At 72.2% G+C, this 22,848-nt stretch carries 18 protein-coding genes; 11 read left to right on the forward strand and 7 right to left on the reverse strand.

Annotation, left to right across the window (positions count from 1 at the left end):
- Positions 1 to 173 precede the first annotated feature (173 nt).
- Genes AB0H64_RS05090 through AB0H64_RS05100 form a run of 3 tightly spaced genes read left to right on the forward strand, consistent with a single transcriptional unit; the run spans position 174 to position 5,700 of the window.
- Positions 174 to 917, forward strand: a complete 744-nt coding sequence (locus AB0H64_RS05090; RefSeq protein ID WP_357620232.1) for an AMP-binding protein — start codon at positions 174 to 176, stop codon at positions 915 to 917.
- Between the two features lie 52 nt (positions 918 to 969).
- Positions 970 to 4,899 (forward strand): LuxR C-terminal-related transcriptional regulator, encoded by a 3,930-nt coding sequence (locus tag AB0H64_RS05095; RefSeq protein WP_357620234.1) that lies wholly within the window; start codon positions 970 to 972, stop codon positions 4,897 to 4,899.
- Positions 4,900 to 4,938: 39 nt separating this feature from the next.
- The gene (locus tag AB0H64_RS05100) at positions 4,939 to 5,700 is read left to right on the forward strand and encodes an alpha/beta fold hydrolase (RefSeq protein WP_357620236.1); all 762 of its coding nucleotides are present in this window, start codon (positions 4,939 to 4,941) and stop codon (positions 5,698 to 5,700) included.
- A gap of 360 nt (positions 5,701 to 6,060) precedes the next feature.
- On the opposite strand, the gene AB0H64_RS05105 is transcribed toward AB0H64_RS05100, so the two are convergent.
- A complete protein-coding gene (locus tag AB0H64_RS05105) occupies positions 6,061 to 7,494 on the reverse strand; it encodes an aldehyde dehydrogenase (protein ID WP_357620238.1) in 1,434 nt (477 codons plus the stop codon).
- 275 nt (positions 7,495 to 7,769) lie between these two features.
- Here AB0H64_RS05105 and AB0H64_RS05110 point away from each other — a divergent pair, with 275 nt between their 5' ends.
- On the forward strand, positions 7,770 to 8,672 hold the full coding sequence (locus AB0H64_RS05110) for a hypothetical protein (RefSeq protein ID WP_357620240.1): 903 nt from the start codon (positions 7,770 to 7,772) through the stop codon (positions 8,670 to 8,672).
- An 11-nt stretch (positions 8,673 to 8,683) separates the two neighbouring features.
- On the opposite strand, the gene AB0H64_RS05115 is transcribed toward AB0H64_RS05110, so the two are convergent.
- Complete coding sequence (locus AB0H64_RS05115; RefSeq protein WP_357620242.1) at positions 8,684 to 10,060, reverse strand: GH1 family beta-glucosidase; 1,377 nt, start codon at positions 10,058 to 10,060, stop codon at positions 8,684 to 8,686.
- A gap of 92 nt (positions 10,061 to 10,152) precedes the next feature.
- On the opposite strand from AB0H64_RS05115, the gene AB0H64_RS05120 reads away from it, so the two are divergent.
- Positions 10,153 to 10,791 carry a TetR/AcrR family transcriptional regulator gene (locus AB0H64_RS05120; RefSeq protein WP_357620244.1) on the forward strand — a complete coding sequence of 213 codons (639 nt, stop codon included), beginning with the start codon at positions 10,153 to 10,155 and terminating at the stop codon, positions 10,789 to 10,791.
- A 10-nt stretch (positions 10,792 to 10,801) separates the two neighbouring features.
- Here the strand turns inward: AB0H64_RS05120 and AB0H64_RS05125 are convergent, their stop codons facing one another.
- Positions 10,802 to 11,737: an aldo/keto reductase gene (locus AB0H64_RS05125; RefSeq protein ID WP_357620246.1), complete on the reverse strand. Its 936-nt coding sequence runs from the start codon at positions 11,735 to 11,737 to the stop codon at positions 10,802 to 10,804.
- Between the two features lie 77 nt (positions 11,738 to 11,814).
- Between AB0H64_RS05125 and AB0H64_RS05130 the strand changes: the two genes are divergently transcribed.
- The 3 genes from AB0H64_RS05130 to AB0H64_RS05140 all read left to right on the forward strand — a co-directional run bounded on the left by AB0H64_RS05130 (position 11,815) and on the right by AB0H64_RS05140 (position 14,443).
- On the forward strand, positions 11,815 to 12,186 hold the full coding sequence (locus AB0H64_RS05130) for a MerR family transcriptional regulator (RefSeq protein ID WP_357620248.1): 372 nt from the start codon (positions 11,815 to 11,817) through the stop codon (positions 12,184 to 12,186).
- Positions 12,187 to 12,222: 36 nt separating this feature from the next.
- Positions 12,223 to 13,668, forward strand: a complete 1,446-nt coding sequence (locus AB0H64_RS05135) for a penicillin-binding transpeptidase domain-containing protein (RefSeq protein WP_357620250.1) — start codon at positions 12,223 to 12,225, stop codon at positions 13,666 to 13,668.
- A 247-nt stretch (positions 13,669 to 13,915) separates the two neighbouring features.
- Positions 13,916 to 14,443, forward strand: a complete 528-nt coding sequence (locus AB0H64_RS05140) for a GtrA family protein (protein ID WP_357620252.1) — start codon at positions 13,916 to 13,918, stop codon at positions 14,441 to 14,443.
- Here AB0H64_RS05140 and AB0H64_RS05145 read toward each other — a convergent pair.
- Positions 14,434 to 16,296, reverse strand: coding sequence for an ABC transporter ATP-binding protein (locus AB0H64_RS05145; protein WP_357620254.1), 1,863 nt, complete (start codon positions 16,294 to 16,296; stop codon positions 14,434 to 14,436). The two genes, AB0H64_RS05140 and AB0H64_RS05145, sit on opposite strands and share 10 nt — an antisense overlap.
- Before the next feature lie 239 nt (positions 16,297 to 16,535).
- Between AB0H64_RS05145 and AB0H64_RS05150 the strand changes: the two genes are divergently transcribed.
- From AB0H64_RS05150 to AB0H64_RS05160, 3 genes are read left to right on the forward strand one after another with little or no spacing between them, the layout of a single operon-like run.
- Entirely contained in the window at positions 16,536 to 17,834 is a 1,299-nt protein-coding gene (locus tag AB0H64_RS05150) for an ABC transporter substrate-binding protein (protein ID WP_357620256.1), read from the forward strand.
- Positions 17,835 to 17,889: 55 nt separating this feature from the next.
- A complete protein-coding gene (locus AB0H64_RS05155) occupies positions 17,890 to 18,831 on the forward strand; it encodes a sugar ABC transporter permease (protein ID WP_357620258.1) in 942 nt (313 codons plus the stop codon).
- Entirely contained in the window at positions 18,828 to 19,685 is an 858-nt protein-coding gene (locus tag AB0H64_RS05160) for a carbohydrate ABC transporter permease (RefSeq protein ID WP_357620260.1), read from the forward strand. The genes AB0H64_RS05155 and AB0H64_RS05160 overlap by 4 nt, the downstream gene beginning before the upstream one ends.
- Before the next feature lie 37 nt (positions 19,686 to 19,722).
- Here AB0H64_RS05160 and AB0H64_RS05165 read toward each other — a convergent pair whose 3' ends face one another.
- The 3 genes from AB0H64_RS05165 to AB0H64_RS05175 are packed head-to-tail and all read right to left on the reverse strand — an operon-like array spanning position 19,723 to position 22,798.
- Positions 19,723 to 20,742 (reverse strand): 2-hydroxyacid dehydrogenase, encoded by a 1,020-nt coding sequence (locus AB0H64_RS05165; protein ID WP_357620262.1) that lies wholly within the window; start codon positions 20,740 to 20,742, stop codon positions 19,723 to 19,725.
- Entirely contained in the window at positions 20,739 to 21,353 is a 615-nt protein-coding gene (locus AB0H64_RS05170; protein ID WP_310708839.1) for a histidine phosphatase family protein, read from the reverse strand. Before AB0H64_RS05170 ends, AB0H64_RS05165 begins: the two co-directional genes overlap by 4 nt.
- Positions 21,350 to 22,798 carry an FGGY family carbohydrate kinase gene (locus AB0H64_RS05175; protein WP_357620265.1) on the reverse strand — a complete coding sequence of 483 codons (1,449 nt, stop codon included), beginning with the start codon at positions 22,796 to 22,798 and terminating at the stop codon, positions 21,350 to 21,352. The genes AB0H64_RS05170 and AB0H64_RS05175 overlap by 4 nt, the downstream gene beginning before the upstream one ends.
- Positions 22,799 to 22,848 lie beyond the last annotated feature (50 nt).

Raw genomic sequence — 22,848 nt, forward strand, 5'->3', positions numbered from 1 at the left:
AGTTGATCCCTGCTCATGGCACGTGCGGACGGCCTTGCGAAAGGACGTAGTGCACCATCCGGGGCGTACCGGGACAGGTTTGGAACGCGTTCAACGTCCGTCGGGCCGATGTACATATCAGGATGCACAATTGTGCGCATGCCAGGGAGGTCTGGGGTCCCTACATTGTCGCCATGACCTGGACGGAGCTGGTTATGGGAGCCGCGGACGAGCACGACGGCGACCCGACGATCACCGACGTCCGCACGGGCCAGATCCTGACCCGCACCGCCTTCGCGCGACGCGTCACACACGTGGCGGGCGGGCTGCGGAGCCATGGGCTCCGCTACGGCGACCGGGTGCAGATCGACCTTCCGCTCGGCATCGAGCTGGCCACCGCCGTCCACGCCGTCGTCTGGGCGGGCGGCGTGGCGGTCCTCCACACCCGTGGACCGGCCCGCATGCTGATCACCCAGCGCGTCCACGGCCCCATCAGGACCGACGTGGAGCGCGTCTTCACCGTGGAGCCCTCACCGGGCGCGCAGCAGTTCACCGAGCTGATGGGCGAGCGCGCGGTCGACTTCGGTCCGCTGTCCGGGCCCGCGCTGGTCCTGTACGGCGGGCGGACGCTTGAACTGGAGGAGCTGACCGAGGACCTGCGCCAGATCGACGAGGATCTGCTGCTGGAGGAGGAGGACGTGGTGCTCGCCGCGGTGAGCGACACGTTCAGGGGGCTGCGGGCGTTCGACATCGCCATGATGGCCGCCTCCAGCGTGGTGATCGCGCACGAGCCGTCGCTCGTCGGGTGCCGGGTGCTGATCGAGGAGCACGAGGTCACGCTCGTCGTGGCCGCGCCCGAGCTGGCCCGCCGGCTGGCCGGCGATCCAGATCTACGCGTTCTGGACGAAAGAGCGATCGTGAGAGCGCTGGCCCTGTGAGAAGTGCAACACTATGCAAAAGTGTGATCCTTCCGCGACGCAGGGTGACCACATGCCGCACTCCCTCATGCACAACCTTCCGGCCGAGCCGAACCGGTTCGTGGGGCGCGAACGCGACCTCGCCGGCCTCTGCGCCCTCCTCGCGGCCGCAGCGCCACCCACCCGAGACGAGGCGTGCCCCGACGGGGCGTGTGCGGGCGCGGGGTGCCGGGACGAGACTTCGGAGGACGGGGCGGCGTGGGCCGGCGGGCCGGCGGAGTGGGTCCCCGACGACGCCCGCGCGCTGACCCGCCTGGACGCCCCCGCCCTGGAGGGATGGGAACGGACCGGGCCGGCGGGACGTGAGCGCCAGGATTTCGGTCCGGGTCCGGGTGTGGGCGGGCGCGCCCGGGCCCGGCTGAGGGCCTTGGGTCAGATCGGGACCGGGGGCGGGGGCGGGACCGCGTTCGGCGTCGGGGAGGCGGTGGTCCGGGCGGCCGGAGGCACGGTCGCGGTGCCGCGTCAGGACGACGGCGACCGCCTCGACCTGGCTGGGCGGGATGATCGCCTGGACGTGCCCGGGCGGGGTGACCGGCTCGGCCTGCCCGGGTGGGACGACTGGCTGGATCTTCCTCACCGGGGCGACCCGGGCCTCCTGCCACGTACGGACGGCCTGCTCGACCTGCCGCACCAGGTTGATCGACTCGATCCGGGCCGGCGCAACGACGGGATCGAGCTGATCCGGAGGCCGGAGCGAGCGAACGCGGGCGGACGTCGTGGGCGGGCGGGGTGCGCGGTCGGCGGGGCGCGGGTGGTGACCCTGTGCGGGGTCGGCGGAATCGGCAAGACCAGGCTGGCGCTGCGCGTGGCCGCCCGGCTCGTGCCCGCGTACCCGGGAGGCGTGTGGCTGGTCGAGCTGGCCCGGATCAACCGGCCCGAGCTGGTCACGGGCGAGATCGCCCGAGTGCTCGGCGTACGTGAGGAGGTGGGGCGGCCGCTGCTGGACACCGTGGCGGCCCGGCTGTGCGACACCCGCTGCCTGCTGTTGCTGGACAACTGCGAGCACCTGATCGACGCGTGCGCCCGGGTGAGCGCCGAGCTGGTGGCCTCCTGCCGGCTGGTCAGCATCCTGGCCACCAGCCGTGAGCCGCTCCGCATCGCCGGAGAGATCGTGTGGCGGGTGCCGCCCCTCGCCCTCCCCCCAGCCGACGCCCTCTGTCTCCCCCACCCGCCTCTCGAGCCCACCCACCCCCTGGATGCCTTCCCTCAGGGAGGAACCGCCGAGGCGGAACACGACCCGCCACCCGCCCGGCTTTCCTGCCCAGCCTGGTTCTCTTGGTCAACCTGGTACGGCATTCCCGCCATGTCCGGCAGCTCGCCCGCGTCCGGCAGCACGCCTGGCCTGCCCGCTTCCCCGGGACGGTCGGACACCTCCGGCCCGGCCGCTTCCCCGGGACGGCATGCCGCCTCGCACCCATCTGCTCTTCCCGGACGATCCGCCGCGTCCGGTCGGCACGCCATGGCTGAGCCGGCGCCGTCGGCTGAGTGTGACGCCGTGTCCGTGGGGGCCGAGCTGTTCGAGTGGGACGCCGTGCCGGGATGTGGCGCCGTGTCCGGCCGGCACGCCTTGCCCGAGCGGACCGCTCTGTCCGGGCCCGCCGTTCGCTGCGGAGAGCCGGAGCTGCCCGAGGGGGACGCCCTGCCGGGACGGCCCGGCACGTCTGCGGGGAGTGAGGAGCCCGAGCGGGGTCCATGGTCAGGACGGGCCACCACGTTCGCGGAGGTCGAGGGGCCTGAGTGGGACGCCTGGCCCGCACGGATCACCATGTCGCCGGGGACCGGGTCGCCTGACGGGGATGCCCTCGCCGGGCCGGTGGAGCCGGCGGCCGGGGCCGGGGGTGCCTTTTTCGGAGGGGGCGTTCGGGCTGCGGCCTGGGACGGGCCGGGGTGCGGGCGGTGGGCCGTGCGGAGTGCGTACGACGCCGAGGCGGTTCGGTTGTTCCGCGAGAGGGCCGCTGCCGCGGGCACCCGGTTGGGCCTGGAGAGCCTGCCCGACATGGTGCGGCTGTGCCGTGCCCTCGACGGTCTCCCGCTCGCCCTGGAGCTGGCCGCGGCCCGTACCAGCCTGCTCACCCCCGGCCAGATCGCCGACCGCATCGACGACCGGTTCTCACTGCTGACCACCGGCGGGCGTACCGCCCCGGCGCGCCAGCGCACGTTGCTGGCCGCGATCGAGTGGAGTCACGACCTGCTGTCGCCGCGCGAGCAGGTGCTGCTGCGGCGGCTGTCGGTTTTCGCCGGGGCGTTCGACCTGGAGCTGGCCGAGCGGGTGTGCGCGGACGAGCCCATCGGTCCGGCCGAGATCGTGGAGCTGCTCGGCGGGCTGGTGGACAAGTCGCTGGTGCTGCGCGACGACGAGCGGGGCCGCTACCACCTGCTGGAGACGATCAAGCGGTTCGCCGCCGGCCGGCTGCGCGAGGCGGGGGAGCGGGAGATGGTGCGCGACCGCCATCTCGGCGTTCTGTGCGAGCTGCAGGAGCGTCATTTCAGGGAGGAGCTGGTCGAGCCGCGCCTGCCGTGGGGGCGGCGGCTGGCCGCGCTCAACGCCTGCCGCGCCCTGGCCGACGACCAGCGGGCGGCGCTCGACTGGGCGATCGAGTCCGCTGACGTGCGGCGCGGCCTGTGGCTGTGCTTCCACAGCACGAGCCTGCTCCCCGTGAGCGGCCCCACCGAGGTCGTCGGCTGGGTGGAGCGGCTGCTCGCCCTCGACCTGGACGAGGTGCCGGCCGAGCAGGTCGCCCGCGCCAAGGCGTACCTCGCCTACGGGCTGGAGGAGCGCGACGAGCTGGCCCGGGCGCTGGAGCTGGTCACGGAGAGCGTGGGGCGGCTCGACGGCGCCGGGCCGTTCGCCGCCGGGGTGAGTCACAGCCTGTCCGTCCTGGTGCTGCTGCGCCTGGGACGGGCGGACGAGGCGCAGCGTCATGCCGAGGACGGCCTGGCGCTGGCCCGCGCCTCCGGTGACTCCTGGAACGAGGCCGCCGCACTGGCCGGCCTGTCGGCGGTGGCGCTGGTCCGCGGGCGGCTGCGGGAGGCGCAGCGGCACGGTGAGGAGGCGTTGCGGCGGGCGTGCGAGCACGGCCACCGCTGGATCATGGCCCGTACGGCGGTGCAGCTCGGCGCGGTGGCCGAGGCGCGCGGCGACCTGATGACGGCCATGGCCCACTACGAGGCGGCCGTGCCCTGGCTGCGGGAGCTGGGGGAGGGGCCGGGCACCGGCGTCGCGCTGTCCCGTTGCCTGGCGCGGCTGGGACGGGTGGCGGCCATGCTGCGGGAGTTCGAGGCGGCGCGGGACCGGCTGGGGGCGAGCCTGGCGCTGAGCACGCGATCCGGCGAGCACCGGGGCCTGGCCCGTTGCCTGACCGGGCTGTCGGTACTGGCCGAGGCCGAGGGCGACCTGGAGGGTGCGGTCCTGGCCGCCGGGGCGGCGGTCGCGCTGCGCGAGGTGACCCACCCGGGTCCCGACCGTGCCCGCGTCGAAGAGCTGCTCGGCCGGGCCCGTGCCGCGCTGGGCGAGGGCCGCGCCGCGTTGCTGTGGGTGCACGGGACGGCCATGGACCCGGTGGATGTGGCTCGTCACGTTCTGGACGGCGGTGGTCGTCAGGGTGCTGGTGCGGAGGCGGGCCGTGGGGCAGGAGGCCAAGGTGCCGCAGAGGCGCCCCTGCCGGCTGCGCCGGTCACGGCGTCGCCGGTCGCGGCCCTGCCGGGTGCGCCGGTCGGGGACCCGCCGCATGGGACGGTCAAGCCGGCGCCGTTGACGGCGCGTGAGCGGGAGATCGCCGCGCTGCTGACCCGGGGCCTGTCCAACCGGGCCATCGCCGCCGAGCTGGTGATCAGCCCGGCGACCGTGGCCCGGCACATCGCCAACATCATGGACAAGCTCGGCCACAGCTCCCGAGCGCAGATCGCGGTCTGGGCGACGCGGCATCTGGGGACACCCGCCTAGCGACCTGCGGGGACGGCGGTCGGTCGTAGGCTCGGTCTCATGCCGTTCGCGCCCCACTTCCCCGTCATGCTCCGCACTCAGGACGGTGTCCGCATCGACGCCGCCCACACGCCGCCCGCCACCGGACCGGGCGGCGGGCTGGGGATCGTGATGGCGCACGGGTTCACCGGCTCGTGGCGGGATCGCACCGCGCGGCGGATCGTGCACGTGCTGAGCGGGTACGGCGGCGTGATGGCGTTCGACTTCCGTGGCCACGGCCGGTCCGGCGGCGAGACGACGGTCGGCGACCTGGAGATCCTCGACGTGGAGGCGGCGGTGCGCCACGCCCGGGTCATCGGCTACGAGCGGATCGCCGTCGTGGGGTTCTCGATGGGGGCCTCGGTCGCCGTGCGGCACGCGGGCCTGCGCGGCGGCGTGGGCGCCGTGGTGTCGGTGAGCGGCCCGGCGCGCTGGTACTACCGGGGCACCAAGCCGATGCGCCAGGTCCACTGGGCCATCGAGCGGCCGCTCGGCCGGTGGGCGGCGCGGGTGGCCAAGCGCACGAGGATCGCCCGGGGCCAGTGGGACCCGATCCCCATGCCGCCGTACGAGGCCGCCGCGCTCATCTCACCCGTCCCGCTGCTGGTCGTCCACGGCGACGCCGACGCGTTCTTCCCGCTGGAGCACGCCCATCAGATCTACGACGGCGCGCGGGAGCCGAAGGAGCTCTGGATCGAGCCGGGATACGGCCACGCGGAGTCCGCGGCGACCCCCGAACTCATCCATCGCATCGGAAAATGGATCACAACGAACCTTTTGTGAGTAACAAGCGTCTACCTAGGACGTAAGGAAGAAATCCGCTGGGAGAAAGTCCTTGGGGAAGGAAACCGCCTTCGGTGGTATCCGTAGGACATACTTCTTGTATCCGGGCGGTCGCTCAGAGTGGTCCGCTTCGGCGGGTCGCCGAGGGTGGGCATCTGGGGTGGCCTGCGTTCAGCAGGCCTCCACAGGTAGCCGCGTGAGTGGCACCTAGCGTTGCGGGGGCGCGCTGGGTGCCATCCGACCGGAACGGGCCCCGGCACATGAGTGCCGGGGCCCGCGTCGTGCCGGTCGTCCGTGCCGGTCGTCCGTCGTGCCGGACGGAACGGGCGTCCGCTCAGTCCAGGCGCAGCGAGCGTCCGCTCAGCCCAGGCGCGTGATCGACTTGTGCTCCAGGTAGCCGGCCAGCCCCTCCGGGCCCAGCTCCCGGCCGAGGCCGCTGGCCTTGTAGCCGCCGAAGGGCGCGTTGGCCTCCAACATGAAGCAGTTCACGCCGTACGTGCCGGTGCGCACCTGACGGGCGACGTCCATGCCGTGGTCGGTGTCGGCCGTCCAGACCGAGCCGGCCAGACCGTAGTCGCTGTCGTTGGCGATGCGGATCGCGTCGGCCTCGTCCTCGTACGGGATGACCGCCAGGACCGGCCCGAAGATCTCCTCGCGGGCGATCCGCATGTCGTTGCTCACACCGGAGAAGACCGTCGGCGCGACGTACCAGCCGCGGTCGTACGGCCGGTCGAGGCCGCCGACGACCACCTTGGCGCCCTCGTCCATGCCGATCCTGATGTAGTCCTCGACGCGCTCCTGCTGGCGCCTGGCGACGAGCGGGCCGATGCCGGTGGCCGGGTCGGCCGGGTCGCCGACCCGCTGCGAGGTGACCATGCCGGCCACGGCCTCCACGACCTCGTCGTAGCGGTTGCGGGAGGCGAGGATGCGGGTCTGCGCGACGCAGGCCTGGCCGTTGTTCATCAGGGAGGCGATCGCCAGCATGCCGACGCTGGCGGCCAGATCGGCGTCGTCGAGGACGATGGCCGCCGACTTGCCGCCGAGCTCCAGGCTGACCCGCTTGAGCTGCTCGCCGCAGATGGACCCGATGCGCCGGCCGGCCGCGGTGGAGCCGGTGAAGGCCACCTTGTCCACGCCCGGGTGGGACACCAGGTGCTCGCCCGCCTCACGTCCGGCGGGCACGATGTTGAGCACGCCCGCCGGGAGGCCGGCCTCCTGCGCGATCTCGGCCAGCAGGTACGCGTCGAGCGGCGTCTCGGGGGCGGGCTTGAGCACGATCGCGCAGCCTGCCAGCAGCGCGGGAGCGATCTTGGTCATGGCGACGAACTGGGGGACGTTCCACGGGACGATGGCCGCCACGACGCCCACCGGCTCGCGCCGCACGGTCGTGGGGCCGAACAGGCCGGGCCGCTGCTCCTCCTGCTGGAACGTCTTGCCGAGCTCGGCGTAGTACTGCAGCATGCCGAGCGGCTGCGGCGCCTGGGCGAGCTGGGAGAAGGTGATGGGCGAGCCCATCTCCTCGGTGATGAGATCGGCCATCTCGCCCTGCCGGGCCGCGTAGACCTCGGCCAGCCGGGAGATCGCGGCCGCGCGCTCGGCGAAGGTCAGGTGCGGCCACGGGCCCTGGTCGAACGCCTGCCGCGCCGCGGCCACGGCGCGGTCCATGTCGGCGGCCGTGCCGTCGGGCACCCGGCCGACGACCTCCTCGGTGTGGGGGGAGACCACGTCGATCGTCCCGGTGCCCGCCGGGGCCACCCACTCGCCTCCGATGAACAGCGTGTCGTGCTGGCGCATGTCGTGAGCCTCCTGCTTGACCGGATGCTTGGTTGTCTCAGGGCGGTCCTCAAGGCGACCGAATCATGTTCTGTGCGTGCGCGCAAGAGGAGTGCCGCGGTACTGCCGTACCCCTCCCGTGACGCCTCAGCGGGTCGCCGACCAGGCGCGTCAGCCCAGAGCCGACAAACAGTGATTTATGGCGATATAGCTCGCCAAAAGGGCGCAGGTTCGGTCGTTCGGGTGACAGCATTCAAGATCATCTTCTATAGTTTCGGACCGTCTATGAGGGGAGGATGGGCGTGAGAGTCGGTCGCATCGCCCTTTTCGTCGCCACTCTCTCCGGCCTGCTCCTGCTCCCCGTCCCCCAGGCGGCGACGGCCGCGCCCAACCCCGCCGAGCTGCGCAAGCTCACCAAGCAGGCGCAGCAGCTCAACGAGCGCTACCGCGGCCAGATCCAGAGCCTTGAGGAGATCAAGGTCCAGGTCAAGAAGGCCATCACCACCTCGGGCGCCCTGAAGGCCCGATTGGACCGCGCCAAGGCCGACGTGTCCGCCATCGCGCGGCACGCCTACATCAACGGCCCCGTCGACGGCACGCAGCTCCTCGGCCTCGACGGCGACCCGTCAGCGGCGCTCAGCCAGGCGGCCACCATGTCCTACATCGCCGCGGAGCGCGCCGGCCGCGTCCAGGCCATCCAGCGGCTCATCGATGACGCCAAGAAGGCCGAGGTCGCGGCCGACGACAAGGTGGAGAAGCTCCGGCGCGAGATCAAGACCATGCAGGGCAGGCGCCGCGAGATCGAGCGCCTGCTCGCCAAGTACGGCTTCCAGCAGCCCGGCGGCTCCGACGGGCTCACCGCGCGCATGGTCGCGGTCCGGGCCGCCGTCATGTCCAACTTCCCCATGCCGTACGGGGTCGGCTGCCTGCGCCCCGGCGACCCCGGAGAGCACGGCAAGGGCCGGGCCTGCGACTTCATGATGTCCAGCGGCGGCCGGGCCGCCTCCGGCGCCGACGAGGAGCGCGGCGACGCGCTGGCGGAGTGGCTGATCCAGAACGGCCCACGGATCGGCGTGATGTACATCATCTGGAAGCAGCGGTACTACGACATCCGGTCCGGTGGCGGCTGGGACCCCATGTCCGACCGGGGCGGCGTCACCGCCAACCACTACGACCACGTCCACGTGTCCGTCTTCTGACGGCCGGCGGGTCAGGGGCGGAGCGCGGCGGCGATGTGCTCCCGGTACCAGCGGTAGGACGCCTTGGGGGTGCGCTTCCCGCTGGCGAAGTCCACGTGGACCAGGCCGAAGCGCTGGTGGTAGCCCTCGGCCCACTCGAAGTTGTCCAGCAGCGACCACACGAAGTAGCCCCGCACGTCCACGCCCTCCTCGCGGGCCCGCTCCACGGCGGCGATGTGGTCGCGGAGGAAGGCGATCCGCTCCGGGTCGTCCACGACGCCCTCCGGGGTCGGCTCGTCCGCCTGGGAGCAGCCGTTCTCCGTGACGTACACCGGCGGCAGCGCCTCGCCGTACCGGTCGCGCAGCCCCGTCAGCAGCTCGCGCAGGCCCTCGGGCACGACGGGCCAGCCGAACGCGGTGGTCGGGTAGCCGGTGACGCCCGCGTCGGTGAACGGCAGGCCGCCCTCCCCCGGGGCGGAAGTGCCTGTGGAGTCGGCCGGGGCGGAGATGCGGGTGGGGTTGTAGTAGTTGACGCCCAGGCCGTCGAGCGGGGCGGAGATCACGGCCAGGTCCCCGTCCCGGACGTCCAGCACGGAGCCCAGCTCGGGCCCCTCGCCGGCCGCGCCGTCCGGCCGGATGCCGAACGCCGTCAGATCCGGGTACGCCCCCAGCAGCACCGGGTCGTTGAACAGCCGGTTGTGCAGCGTGTCGTAGGCCGCGGCGGCGGCCACGTCCTCCTCGGCGCCGGAGGCCGGCCAGACGGGCGTGCAGTTGTTGGTGATCGCCACCTCGCGTGCCCCCGCCGCCCGCAGCGCCTGCACGGCCAGGCCGTGGCCGAGGAGCTGGTGGTGGGCCACGGGCAGCGCGTCGAGCAGCAGCGCCCGGCCGGGGGCGTGGATGCCCAGGCCGTAGCCGAAGGCCATGTGGATGAACGGCTCGTTCAGCGTGATCCACATCGGGACGCGGTCGGCGAGCCGCTCGGCCACCACGGCGGCGTACTCGGCGAACAGGCCGGAGACGTCACGGCTCAGCCATCCGCCGCGGTCCTCCAGCGCCTGCGGCAGGTCCCAGTGGAACAGCGTCGGCACCGGCGTGACGCCCGCCTCCAGCAGCCCGTCCACCAGCCGCTCGTAGAAGTCGAGGCCCTTGGGGTTGACGGCTCCGGAGCCGTCGGGCAGGACGCGGGTCCAGGCGACGGAGAAGCGGTAGGCGTTGACGCCCAGGCCCGACATGAGCGCCACGTCCTCGCGCCAGCGGTGGTAGTGGTCGCAGGCCACGTCGCCGGTGTGCCCGTCGCGGGTGCGGCCCGGGTCGTGGGAGAACGTGTCCCAGATGGACGCGCCCCTGCCGTCCTCGGCGACGGCTCCTTCGATCTGATAGGCGGCCGTGGCCGTACCCCACAGGAACATCGCGGCTCCTCCGTACTTTGCGAGTGCCGCTCATGTTAACTGACGGCAAAGCGAGATCCTCTACCTGCCGGTAATGAGCCAGGATGGAGGGCATGACCAGTACCTTGCGGCGCCGTCCCGCCCAACGCCGCAGCCTTGAGCGGGTGGAGCGGATGCTCGACGAGTGCGCCGTGCTGCTCGACGAGATCGGCTACGACGCACTCACCACCAAGGAGGTCGCCCGGCGCGCCGAGGTGCCGATCGGCACGTTCTACCAGTTCTTCCCCGACAAGCAGGGACTGGTGCGCGCGCTCGCCCGGCGCAACCTCGACGCCTTCCTGCGCCGGGTGACCGAACGGATCTCCCGCGCGCGGCTCGGCCACTGGACCGACCTGATCGACCTGGCCATCGACGAGTTCGTGGCGATGAAGCGGACCACGCCCGGGTTCGGGGTGGTGGACTTCGGGGAGGTGCTGCTGACACCCGGCGGGCCCGCCCTCGAGGGCACCAACCGGATGCTCGACTCGGCCCTGGAGAACAACGCCATCGTCGCCGACCGGCTGCGGACGCTCGCGCGCGACCTGCTGGACGCCCCCGTCGGCGAGGGCTTCGACCGGGCGCTGCTCGTCGCGGTGGAGGCCACGGACGCGGTGCTGAAGCTGGCCTTCCGCATGGACCCGGCCGGCGACGCCGACATGATCGCCGAGTGCAAGCAACTCGTCCGCCGCTACCTCTCCGACCACCTCCCCTGACCCGGAGCCCTTAGCAGGCGGCGTCGAGACGGGCGCGGATGTCGTCGTCCAGCTTGACCTCGGCCGCTCCGATCGCCTCGTCGAGCTGCGCGGCCGTGGACGCCCCGACGATCGGCACGTGCCCGTCGGCCATCAGCCAGGCCAGCACCACCTGGTTGGCGGTCGCGCCCACCTCCGCGGCCACCTCACGGAGCGTGGCCAGCCGCCGGTCCGTGCCCGGATGGTCGTACGACTCCGGCAGCGGCCGGTCGGCGCGGGTGTAACGGCCCGACATGAGCGTGTTGTAGGCCCACAGCGTCAGGTCCGGCTCGGAGCGCAGGTAGTCGAGCAGGTCGTCCGTGGCCAGCATGTGCCCACCCTCGGCCAGCTTCGTGAACGGGCGCGGGCGCAGGTACGTGTGGCGTTGCTGCGCGTACGTGTAGCGGATCCAGCCGTGCGCGGCCGACACGGCGCGCGCCCGCTCCAGCCGCCAGGCCGGCATGTTGCTGGCGCCGAGCTCACGGATCTTGCCCTGCCCGGCCAGCTCCGCGAACGCCCCGAGGCTCTCCTCCAGCGGCACGGACCGGTCCTCGATGTGCGACCAGTACAGGTCGACGCGGTCGGTGCGCAGGCGGTGCAGGCTGCCCTCCACGCCCCGCGCGACGGCCGCCGCCGACAGTCCCTCGGCCGAGGCCAGTGTGGTGTCACCGGGGACCGTGGGCCGGGCGCCCACCTTCGTGCTCAGGAAGATCTCGTCGCGGTTGCCGCGGGCGGCCATCCACGCGCCCAGCGTCGCCTCGCTCTCGTCGCCCGTGGCGCCCTCCACCCAGAAGGGATAGTTGTTCGACGTGTCGAGCATGCGCCCGCCCGCCTCGAAGAAGCGGTCGAGCAGCGCGAACGAGTCCTTCTCGCTGACGGCGGTGCCGAACGGGATGGTCCCGAGAACGATGTTCAAGCCAGTGTTCATGGGCACGACTCTCGGACCTGGAGTGCGCTCCATGTCAAGCGGCGACTGACCTTGACCTGGAGTCGGCTCCGGGTGAGATGCTCTACCGCGTGAGCGTCTACACACCCGCCGAAGCCGTCGAGGAGACCGGCTTCACCCTCGACACCCTGCGCTACTACGAGAAGATCGGCCTGCTGGAGCCCGTCGAGCGCAACGCGGCGGGGCAGCGCCGCTTCAGCGAGGAGGACGTGAGCTGGCTCGGCATGATCCGCTGTCTGCGCGACACGGGCATGCCGATCGCCGAGATGCTGCGCTTCGCCGAGCTGGTGCGGGCCGGTCAGCACACGATCCCCGACCGCATCAGGCTGCTGGAGGAGCACGACCGCCGTGTCCAGGGGCAGATCGCCAACCTCACCGAGCGCCAGAGCTACATCCACCACAAGATTTCCTACTACCGCAGCGTCCTCTAGCCCCGTCTTGGGTCCGCGGTTGCTAGACCAGGAGCCATGGCCGGGTTCAGGGCGCGACGCATCGACGTCCCGCTGCGCCGCGTCAGCCTGGCCTGCGCCGCGATGCTGTTCGTGCTGCTCGCCGACATCACGTTCCTGCAGGCGTTCGGCCGGTACGACCTGGAGGCCGACCCGCGCAACGAGCGGGCGCTGCTCGCCAGGTTCGGCCATCCGCGCGGTGACATCCTCACCCACGAGGGCGCGGTCGTCGCCACCAGCCGCCGCGCGGACGGCGGGCCGTACGATCATCTGCGGGTCTACGACCACGGCGAGATGTACGCGCACGTCACCGGCTACGCCTCGCTCCAGCGGGCCACCGGCGTGGAGGGGGAGAGCGACGCGGTGCTGTCGGGCAGCGACCCGAAGGTGCGGGTGCGGGCGCTGGTCGAGGACCGCGTCTACGGGGGCGCCGACGTCCGGCTGACGATCAGGGGGCGGGTGCAGCGGGCCGCGTACGAGGCGCTGAAGGCCACCGGGCGGCCGGGCGCCGCGGTCGCGCTCGACCCGGAGACCGGCGCGGTCCTCGCGCTGGCCAGCTACCCGTCCTACGACCCCGGCGTCTACACCCCCGGCGACCCGCAGGCCACGGCCGCCGCCGACCGGCGGCTGCGCGACGACCCGCGCCGGCCGCTGCTGAACCGGGCCCTCGACCGGACGTACCCGCCGGGGTCCGTCTTCGAGCTGGTCACCACGGCGGCCGCTCTCACCTCGGGGGAGTACACGGTCATCTCGCGGGTCGGCGCGCCGGCCCGGCTGCCGCTGCCCGGCCGGCCCGCCTACCTGACCGCCTCGGCCGGCCGGCCGTGCGGCGACGGGCGGCCCTCCCTGGCGTACGCCTTCCAGCTCTCCTGCGACACCGCGCTCGCCAACCTCGGGCTCCAGCTCGGCCCGGACCTGCTGCGCGACCAGGCGGAGGCGTTCGGCTTCAACGCCGACGACCTCTCCGTCCCGCTTCCCGCCAGGACCGGCACGTACCCGGGCGACCTCGACCAGTCGCGCGCGGCGCTGTCGGCGATCGGCCGCGACGAGGTCCGGGCCACGCCGCTCATGCTGGCCATGCTGTCGGCGGCGGTGGCCAACGGGGGGCTGTTGATGCGGCCCTACCTGGTGGAGGAGGTACGGCTGCCGGACGGCTCGGTCACGGACCGGGCCGAGCCGGCGCCGTACCGGACGGTCATGCCGTCGCTGCCGGCGGGGCAGCTCGCGGCCATGATGACCACCACCACGGTCCCGGGCGGGCCGGCGGCGGGGGTGGCGCTGCCGGGGGTGGAGGTGGCGGCCAAGACGACCACGGGCCCCGGCCCCGGCCCCGGCCCGTCGGCCTGCACGGCCTTCGCCCCGGCGGACGCACCCCAGGTCGCGGTAGGGGTCGTCCTGGAGGACGCCACCCCCTCGGCAGCCACGCCCCTGGCCCGCACGATCCTGAAGGCGGCTCTGTCGTAGGGCCGCTGCTCGCCGGACCTGCAACCATCTTTTACGGCACGGCCCACGTCACCCGCACGCGCCGACGTCACGGTCCGCCTGTCATGGCCGGTCGTGAGGGCTCACGGGGTGCGCGCCGTTACGACGCGTCTTCTTGACCAGGGCCGTGGGTCACACGAAAGCACCGAAAATACGTGAGCGCCCGGATGTCCCTCGGCCGATGAGAAGATCGGGGGTGCTCCGAATAGCGAACGCAGTACTCGCGAGATTGCCGGAACCGCTGCACGCACTTGTGCTGAAGCACGGTGAACTGCTGAAGTTTGCGGTGGTGGGCGGAACGACGTTCTTGGTGGACAACGCGGTGTTCTATGGGCTGAAGCTGACCGTTCTGGAGCCGAAGCCGGTGACCGCGAAGATCATCGCGGTGCTCGTGGCGACGATCGTGTCCTACGTGTTGAACCGTGAATGGTCGTTCCGGACCAGGGGCGGCCGCGAGCGCCGTCACGAGGCGGCGCTGTTCTTCCTGGTCAGTGGCGTCGGTCTGGTGCTCAGCTCCGCGCCGCTATGGATCTCCCGGTACGTGTTCCGCCTGGAGACCCCGGACGTGAGCCTGGTGACCCAGGAGATCGCCGACTTCATGAGCGCGCAGGTCATCGGCACGCTGATCGCCATGGTCTTCCGCTTCTGGGCGCTCCGGAAGTGGGTCTTCCCCGACGAGAAGGCCCGGTCCGGCAGCGGGCGGCCGGCTCCCGCTCCCGATTCCACGGAGTCTGACATCACGATGCGTCATCGGTAGGCCGCGGCCTGCAGCGTGTAGAGGTCGGCGTACAGGCCGGACTGGGCGAGCAAGGTGGCGTGGTCGCCCTGCTCGACGATCTTGCCGTGGTCGAGGACGTAGATGCGGTCGGCATAGCGGACCGAGGCCAGGCGGTGCGTGATGAGCAGGACCGTGCGCCCCTCGGAGTGGTCGCGGATGCGCTCGAACAGGGCGTGCTCGGCCCGCGCGTCCAGGGCGGCCGTGGGCTCGTCGCAGATGAGCAGCTCGGCCTCGCGGTGGAAGCCGCGGGCCACGGCGATGCGCTGCCACTGACCGCCCGACAGCTCGTGGCCGTCCTTGAAGCGCCGGTCGAGCAGGGTGCGGTAGCCGTGGGGCAGCTCGTCGATCACCTCGGCGGCCCCCGCGACCGCCGCGGCGGCGTGCAGCGCGGGCTCGCCCCGTTCGGTGCCCATGGTGATGTTGTAACGGGCGGTGAGCGGCCAGCGGGTGTGGTCCTGGGCGATGACGGTGACGCGCTCCCTGACCGCGCGGGGGTCGACGTCGCGTAGGTCGACGTCGTCCCAGGTGACGGAGCCGGAATCGGGTTCGTACAGGCCGGACAGGATCTTGGCCAGGGTCGTCTTGCCGGAGCCGTTCTCGCCGACGAACGCGATGACCTCGCCCCGCTTGACCTCCACGGACACCCCGCGTAGCGCCGGCGCGTCGGCGCCGGGGTAGGTGAACGTGATGTCCTCCGCGCCGATCCGCTGGAAGCGCTCCGGCGGCGCGGCCGCGCGCGGCCCGGTGAGGCGGCGCTCGGCGTCGGCGCAGAACTCCAGGAAGTCCGTGAAGTACAGCCCCTCCTCATACAGCCCGTTGGTCGAGCGCATGAGCTGGGCCAGCGCGCTCTGGCCGGATCGGATCGCCAGCACGGCCGTGCCGGCGACGGCCAGCGGGATCGCGCCGGCCGCGAGCAGCACGCCGAGCGCGACGTAGACCAGGCCGCTGCCGAGCCCGCCCAGCGCCTCGCCGGCGACCCTGGCCACGGCCTGCCGCTTGGCCAGCCGCAGCAGCACCTCCTGCTCGGCTAGCGCCACCGCGTCGTACATGCGCAGCAGGAAGCCGCGCATGGTGAACGAGCGGACCTCGGCGGCCGGGTCGCGGTCGGCCAGCAGGTCGGCGATGATCCACTTGCGGCGCCGGGCCGGGATGAGGGCGTGCAGCGTCGAGTACCGCATGCGGGCGCTGCGCACGGCGGCCCACGCGTCGGGCAGCACGGCGAGCAGCAGCAGCGGCAGGAGCACCGGATGGAGCACGCCGAGCACGCCGGCCACGGCGACGATGCCGACGGCGGCGGTCATCACGTCGATGGCCGAGGACACCACGTTGTCGGCCGTGGCGACGCCGCGCGAGCGGGCCCGATCGAGCGAGTCGTGGAATGTGGGGTCGTCGTAGGCCACCAGTTCCACCCGGCTGGACAGCCCGTACAGGCGCTCCTCGCTCTGGCGGGAGATCTGCGGCTCCAGGCGCGCCTGCGCCCAGCCCGCCCCGGCCTGTACGGCCGTGCGCAGCGCCGCGGCCACGCCCACCAGCACGAGGCTGGGCAGCGCGGCCCGCACCCGCTCGGGTGTCGGCCCTTGCTGGAACAGCGCTGTCAGGACTCCGGTCGTGGCCAGCAGCCCGAACGCGGTGAAGACGCCGCCGAGGAACTGGAGCACGACGGTCGCCGCCGTGTCGCGCGGACTGGCCCGCCAGGCCATGCCCATGGCCTGCCGGACCAGCGAGGGTAACCGCCGGGCGATGGCGAGGAAGCCCACCTGGTTCATCGTGTCCACGTGGGCGTACCAGTCGGGGTTGGCGATCTCACCGAGTTCGAGGGGCTCGTCGGCCATGAGGTGAGTGTGCCCGGCGGCACCGGAGTTCTCCCTTCCATGAACGCCCGTGAAGGTAGAAGGGCGATCTTGTGAAGGTGTTTCGCGACGTTCCTCATGGTCCGCGTGGGTATGCGGAGCTGTTATCGCACACGCCTTGACGGTCACGAGTGCGAAGTGGGTTGATTCGTACTGACAACGTTGTCAATCTGACAACGTTGTCAACACGCGTTCTCGGGGGTTTCTCGAAGGGACGGTGCATGATGCGGCGTAGGTGGACGGCCACCGTCGCGATCACTTTGGCGAGCGTGCTGACCCTGTCGGCCTGCGGCGGCGGCGGGGACAAGGCGGCACAGCCCTCCACGGGCGGCGGCGACGCCAAGAAACAGGTAGAGGTGTTCTCCTGGTGGACGGGACCAGGTGAGGCCGACGGACTCAAGGCGATGCGGCAGATCTTCGAGCAGAAGAACCCGTCGTACACGTTCTTCGACGCGGCGGTCGCGGGCGGCTCGGGCGACAAGGCCAAGGCGCTGCTCCAGTCGAAGCTCCAGGCCGACACCCCGCCCGACACGTTCCAGGGCCACGCGGGCGCCGAGCTGCAGGGCTACATCAAGGCCGGCGACCTGGAGGACCTCAACTCCCTCTACGACGAGCTGAAGCTGCGCGACGTCTTCCCGGCGCAGCTCGTCGACCAGATCAGCGTCCAGGGCAAGGTCTACTCCGTGCCGGTGAACATCCACCGCTCGAACGTCCTGTGGTTCAACCCGTCGGTGCTGAAGGAGGCCGGCGTCGCGGGCGCGCCCAAGACGCTGGAGGAGTTCGTCGCCGACCTGGAGAAGGTCAAGGCCAAGGGCAAGATCCCGCTCTCGATCGGCTCCGAGTGGACGGTGACGCACCTGATGGAGAGCGTCCTGCTCGGCTCGCTGGGCACGGACGCCTACAACGCGCTGTTCAAGCCGGGCGCCGACTGGAGCTCCCCGCAGGTCACCAAGGCCCTGGAGACGTTCAAGACGATCCTGTCGTACGCGGGCGACCCGCAGGACGACTGGCAGCCCGCGGCCAAGCAGGTGGCCGACGGCGAGGCCGCGTTCAACATCATGGGCGACTGGGCGTACGGCTACTTCCACAACCCGCCGGAGGGCGGCCTCGGCAAGACGTCGAAGACGGACTTCGACTGGGCCCCCTCGCCCGGCACCGAGGGCACCTACCTGTGGCTGTCCGACAGCTTCACCCTGCCCAAGGGCGCCAAGAACCGTGACGGGGCCATCGCGTGGCTCAAGGTCGCGGCCGGCAAGGAGGGCCAGGACGCCTTCAACCCGAAGAAGGGCTCCATCCCGGCCCGCAAGGACGCCGACCAGTCGCTCTACACCGACTACCTGGCCGACGCGCTGAAGGACTGGTCGAGCGACAAGCTCGCCGGCTCCATCCAGCACGGCGTGTCCGTGAACCAGCCGTGGCTGGCCGCGATCACCGAGGCGGTCGGGCTGTTCATCGGCAGCAAGGACGTGGCCGCGCTGCAGAAGGCGCTGGCCGACGCCGCCAAGGCCAACGCCCAGTGAGTCACGGGTACGGCGGGCGCCCGGACGGCGCCCGCCGTGCCGCCGGGAGAGGGCCGTGCGGGAAAAGGGCCTGCGGGAGAGGGCCGTGCGGGAGAAGGTCCTGGAGGGAGTCCTTGTGAGGCGGGCACGCACCTGGCTGCCGGGTCTGCTCCTGGTCGCACCGTCGATCGTGGCGATCGGCGTGTTCGTGTACGGGATGCTGGGCTGGAACTTCCGGCTGGCCATGACGGACAAGCACGACGAGGTGTCCGAGGGGAAGTTCGTCGGGCTGGACAACTTCGTCAGCATCTGGGACCAGCCCAGATGGCACCTGTCGGTCAATCACGCGATCATGTTCACGGTCGTGTTCGTGCTGGGCGCGCTGGTGCTCGGCTGGTTCCTCGCCTTCCTCATGGAGAAGGGCATCCGTGGCGAGGGCACGTTCCGGGCCGTCTACCTGTTCCCGATGGCCATCTCGTTCGTCGCCACCGGCATCGTGTGGCGGTGGCTGATGAACTCCGGCATGGAGGAGCGGGCGGTCGGGCTGAACCGGCTGTTCGACGCGATCGGGCTGCCGCAGTGGCAGTGGTTCCGGGACCCGGACTGGGGGATGGCCGCGATGGCCCTCCCGGCAATCTGGCAAATGTCGGGATATGTCATGGCGTTGTTCCTGGCGGGCTTCCGGGGCGTCCCCGAGGAGCTGCGCGAGGCGGCGCGCGTGGACGGCTGCAACGAGTGGGGCGTCTACCGGCACGTGGTGCTGCCGCTGCTGCGCCCGGTCACGCTGTCGGCGCTGATCATCCTCGGCCACATCTCGCTGAAGGTGTTCGACCTGATCGTGGCGGTGTCGGGCAAGCAGATCATCACGGACGTGCCGGCGGTGTTCATGTGGGTGGCGGTCTTCGACTCCCACGACCCGGCCAAGGGCGCCACCATCGCCTCGTACATCGTGCTCAGCGTCGCGGTCTTCGTCATCCCGTACCTGGTCTGGTCCGTGCGCAAGGAGAGGCGCTCATGACGGCGGTCGCTCCGCGCGGGCGGGTGTTCACCGGGGTGCGGCTGGTCGTGCTGGTCGCCTTCATGGTGGTCTTCCTGATCCCCATCTACGTCCTGCTGGTCACCAGCTTCAAGCCGCTCACCGAGGCCGACCCCGGCCAGGCGTGGAACCTGCCCGGGACGTGGACCCTGGAGGCGTGGCGGGTCGCCTGGAAGAAGCTGGCGCCGGGCCTGTGGAACAGCGTGCTGCTGGCCGTCCCCGGCTCGCTGCTGTCGTGCGCCCTCGGGTCGATGAACGGGTACGTGCTGTCCAAGTGGCGCTTCCCCGGCGCGGACGTGCTGTTCACGCTGTTCCTGTTCGGCATGTTCATCCCGTACCAGGGCGTGATGATTCCGCTGGTGCAGCTGCTCGTGGGCCTGAACGAGCTGACCGGGCTCCAGGGCGTCTTCTACGGCGGCATCCCGGGCCTCGTGCTCGCGCACGTGGTCTACGGCATCCCGATCTGCACGCTGATCTTCCGCAACTACTACGTCACGATCCCCGACGAGCTGATCGAGGCGTCGCGGGTGGACGGCGCGGGCATGCTGCGGACGTACTGGTCGGTGGTGCTGCCGGTGTCCGCCCCGGCCATCGCCGTGGTGGTCATCTGGCAGTTCACCTCGCTGTGGAACGACTTCCTGTTCGCGGTGTTCCTCACAGGGCCGCAGAGCTGGCCGGCCACGGTGATGCTGAACAACATCGCGGGCGCGCAGGCCACGCCGTACAGCCAGCAGATGGCGGCGGCGATCCTGTCGTCCATCCCCACCATGCTCATCTACGTGCTGCTGGGCCGCTTCTTCATGCGCGGCCTGATGGCCGGGGCGCTGAAGGGCTGAGCGTGTCCCCGCCGCGACCGGCGGGGACACGTCACCGTCAGGAGGAGGCCAGGGACGGGTTGGCGCAGTGGGCCAGCGGCTCGCCGCGCACGTAGCGGGCCACGTCCGCCGCGACGATCCGGGCCGCCTTGACCGCCGTCTCCTTGCTCGCCCCCGCCAGGTGCGGGGTCATGACCAGGTTCGGCGTGGTCAGCAGGCGTGACCCGGCCGGGATCGGCTCCTCCGGGAAGACGTCCATGGCGGCGCCGAACAGGTGACCGGAGTCCAGCGCGTCGCACAGGGCGTCGTAGTCGAGCAGCGCCCCCCGCGCGCAGTTGACCAGCACCGACCCGGCCGGCATGGCCGCGATCTGCGCGGCGCCGATCATGCCGGTGGTCTCGGGCGTGGCCCGCGCGTGCAGGGACACGAACCGGGAGCGCGACAGCAGCTCCTCCAGCTCCACCTTGCCGGGCACGTCCACGTACGGGTCGTGGACCAGCACCTCGGCGCCGAACCCCGCCAGCATGCGGCTCACGCGCCGCCCGATCGCGCCGTAGCCGACCAGCCCGACCGTGCTCCCGTCCAGCTCGGGCCCGACCATGTCGTACCTGTAGTAGTCGCCCCGCCACACGCCCCCGGCCAGGTCGGCGTGCGTCTGCGGGATGCGGCGGGTGGCGGCGAGGAGCATGGCCAGCGTGTGCTCGGCGGTGGCGACGGCGTTGCGGCCGGGCGCGAACGTGACCGCGACGCCCGCCTCGGTGGCGGCCTCCAGGTTGGCGTTCACGGGGCCGCCCCGGCTGACGCAGAACAGCCGCAGCGCGGGGCTGGCGTCGAGGACGCGCCGGGTCAGCGGCGCCATCTGCGTGACGCACACCTCCACGTCCCGCAGCGCCTCGATCAGCTCGTCCTCCACGTCGGACGCCTCGTTCACCTCGCCCACGGGACCGAACGGCACGACCGGCCACGGCAGCGTGAGCTCACTGATGTCCAGGTCGCCGGGCACCTCGCGCTTGAGCGCGTCGATGAGCAGGCGGTTCTGGACGAAGTGATCGCCTGCGGCGAGGACTCGGATGGTCAACGGTCGGCTCCAATCGGGGAGTTGAACTGCAGCATGGCGACCTGCCCGTCCCGGAGGCGCAGCTCCGTGACGGCGCAGTTGTCCAGGCGCGGGAACAGCCGGCGGTAGGAGCCGAGCGGCACCCCGATGAGCCGGCACAGGGCGAGCCTGATGGCGGTCGTGTGGGCCACCACCAGCACCCGGCCGTCCGGCTGGGCGGCGCGGACGTCGTCCAGCGCGGCCACGAAGCGGTCCGCCACGGCGTGCGGGTCCTCGCCGCCCGGCAGCGGATGGGCGGCGGGGTCGGCCTCGAACGCGGCACGCTCCTCGGGGAAGCGCTCGTGCATCTCGGCCGAGGTCAGGCCGTCGCCCTTGCCGAAGTCGATCTCACGCAGCCGGTCGTCCACGCGCAGCTCGACGCCGGCGGCCTCGGCGCTGGGCGCGGCGGTGATCGAGGCCCGGCTGAGCGGCGACGCCCAGACGCCGGTGAGCCCCGCGGTGGCGGCCCAGCCGGCCAGCCGGCCGGCCTGCTCGTGGCCGAGAGGGGTCAGCGCGACGTCGCTGAGCCCGGCGTAGCGGTTCTCCGCGTGCCAGACGGTCTCACCGTGGCGCACCAGAACTAGACGGGTCAAGGTGTGGTCCTCTCACGGGCGTGGGCGGCGGCCGTGGCGGGCAGCCAGCCGCGGGTCTCCAGCTCCTCGACGAAGCGCAGGTAGTGCTCGCTCAGGTCGGCGCCGTCGGGGTGGACGATCTCGCGGGTGCGCACCATCCCGTCGGTCGCGCCGGGGCCGGCGGCCAGGGCGGCCATGCCGAGCGCGGGCTCGGCGTTCTCCCGCAGCGTCACCGGGCGGCCGAGGACGCTCGCGCGCAGCCGGTTCCAGTAGGCGCTCCGCGTGGCGCCGCCGGTCAGGATGATCTCGCCGTCCACGGGGGCGCCGAGCAGGTCGAGGTAGTCGAAGCAGAGCCGCTCGACGTAGGCGGCGCCGCGCAGGATCGCCGCGTAGCGGTCCACGTCGTCGCTCACCTCGCCGAGCGTGAAGCCCTCCGCCTCCGGCGCGGCGAACGGGAACCGCTCGCCGCGCGACACCAGCGGGTACGTGGTCGCCGCCGGTTTCCTGCCGCCGGGGCCGAAGCGGCGGGCGGCCTCCTCGCCGAGCGCGTCGAGGTCGCGTCCGGGCAGGTCGCGCGCCAGCACCCCGGCGCCGGTGCTGGAGGCGCCGCCGGGCAGCCAGGAGCCGTCGGGCGCGCGGTGGGAGTAGACGACGCCGAGCGGGTCGTGCACCAGCTCGGGGGTGACGCCCTTGAGGACGAGCGTGGTGCCCATGACGGAGTTCCAGCTTCCCGGCCGCAGGGCGCCCGCGCCGAGCTGGGCGGCGCACCCGTCGGTGGTGCCGGCGACGATGGGGGTGCCCACCGGGATGCCGGTGGCCTCCGCCGCCTCGGCGCACACCTCGCCGATCACGCCGCCCGGCCGTACGACGCCGGGCAGCATGGCGGCGGGCACGCCCAGCGCGTCCAGCACGTCGTGCGGCCAGCGCTCCTCGATGAGGTCCACGCCGGTCTTGAGCGCGTTGCTCAGATCGGTGGCCACCTCCCGGCCGGCCAGGCGGCGGTTGACGAAGTCGTTCTGGTGGGCCAGCCTGGCGCCCTCCGGGGCGTCGCGAAGCAGCCACAGCAGCTTGGGCAGCGCCCAGTTGGCCTGCATGCGCCGGTAGCCGAGCTTCTCCCACACGTGCGCGCCCACCGCGTTGACCCGCTCCACCTCGTCGGCGGCGCGCCGGTCGTCGTACATGAGGCCGGGCGTCAGCGGGCGGCCGTCGCGGTCGGCGAGCAGGATCGTGCCGGAGGTGGCGTCCACCGCCACGCCCCTGACCCGCTCCGGCGGGACGTCCCGCAGCGCCTCACGGGTGGCCGCGGCCAGCTCCCGCCACCACTGCTCGGGGTCCTGCTCGTGCCGGGGGCCGTCGCGGTGGCTGGTCAGCGGCCGGCCGGCCGCGCCCAGCACCCGCCCGTCGGCGGCGACGGCCATCGCCCGCACGCTCTGCGTGCCGAGGTCGACGCCGATCCACACGCTCATGTCCAGCTCCCTGTCGTGCCCAGGCTCCCCGTCATGACCGGACTCCGCGT

The organism is Nonomuraea sp. NPDC050733, from assembly GCF_040654215.1.
Classification (GTDB): domain Bacteria; phylum Actinomycetota; class Actinomycetes; order Streptosporangiales; family Streptosporangiaceae; genus Nonomuraea.

What these genes read in the sequence shown, in the direction of transcription:
- AB0H64_RS05175 (WP_357620265.1), bottom strand. Translation starts at nt 22,798, where the DNA reads ATGAGCGTGTGGATCGGCGTCGACCTCGGCACGCAGAGCGTGCGGGCG.
- AB0H64_RS05105 (WP_357620238.1), bottom strand. Translation starts at nt 7,494, where the DNA reads ATGCGCCAGCACGACACGCTGTTCATCGGAGGCGAGTGGGTGGCCCCG.
- AB0H64_RS05120 (WP_357620244.1), top strand. Translation starts at nt 10,153, where the DNA reads ATGACCAGTACCTTGCGGCGCCGTCCCGCCCAACGCCGCAGCCTTGAG.
- AB0H64_RS05110 (WP_357620240.1), top strand. Translation starts at nt 7,770, where the DNA reads ATGGGCGTGAGAGTCGGTCGCATCGCCCTTTTCGTCGCCACTCTCTCC.
- AB0H64_RS05130 (WP_357620248.1), top strand. Translation starts at nt 11,815, where the DNA reads ATGCTCTACCGCGTGAGCGTCTACACACCCGCCGAAGCCGTCGAGGAG.
- AB0H64_RS05115 (WP_357620242.1), bottom strand. Translation starts at nt 10,060, where the DNA reads ATGTTCCTGTGGGGTACGGCCACGGCCGCCTATCAGATCGAAGGAGCC.
- AB0H64_RS05125 (WP_357620246.1), bottom strand. Translation starts at nt 11,737, where the DNA reads ATGAACACTGGCTTGAACATCGTTCTCGGGACCATCCCGTTCGGCACC.
- AB0H64_RS05135 (WP_357620250.1), top strand. Translation starts at nt 12,223, where the DNA reads ATGGCCGGGTTCAGGGCGCGACGCATCGACGTCCCGCTGCGCCGCGTC.
- AB0H64_RS05090 (WP_357620232.1), top strand. Translation starts at nt 174, where the DNA reads ATGACCTGGACGGAGCTGGTTATGGGAGCCGCGGACGAGCACGACGGC.
- AB0H64_RS05160 (WP_357620260.1), top strand. Translation starts at nt 18,828, where the DNA reads ATGACGGCGGTCGCTCCGCGCGGGCGGGTGTTCACCGGGGTGCGGCTG.
- AB0H64_RS05145 (WP_357620254.1), bottom strand. Translation starts at nt 16,296, where the DNA reads ATGGCCGACGAGCCCCTCGAACTCGGTGAGATCGCCAACCCCGACTGG.
- AB0H64_RS05095 (WP_357620234.1), top strand. Translation starts at nt 970, where the DNA reads ATGCCGCACTCCCTCATGCACAACCTTCCGGCCGAGCCGAACCGGTTC.
- AB0H64_RS05150 (WP_357620256.1), top strand. Translation starts at nt 16,536, where the DNA reads ATGATGCGGCGTAGGTGGACGGCCACCGTCGCGATCACTTTGGCGAGC.
- AB0H64_RS05100 (WP_357620236.1), top strand. Translation starts at nt 4,939, where the DNA reads ATGCCGTTCGCGCCCCACTTCCCCGTCATGCTCCGCACTCAGGACGGT.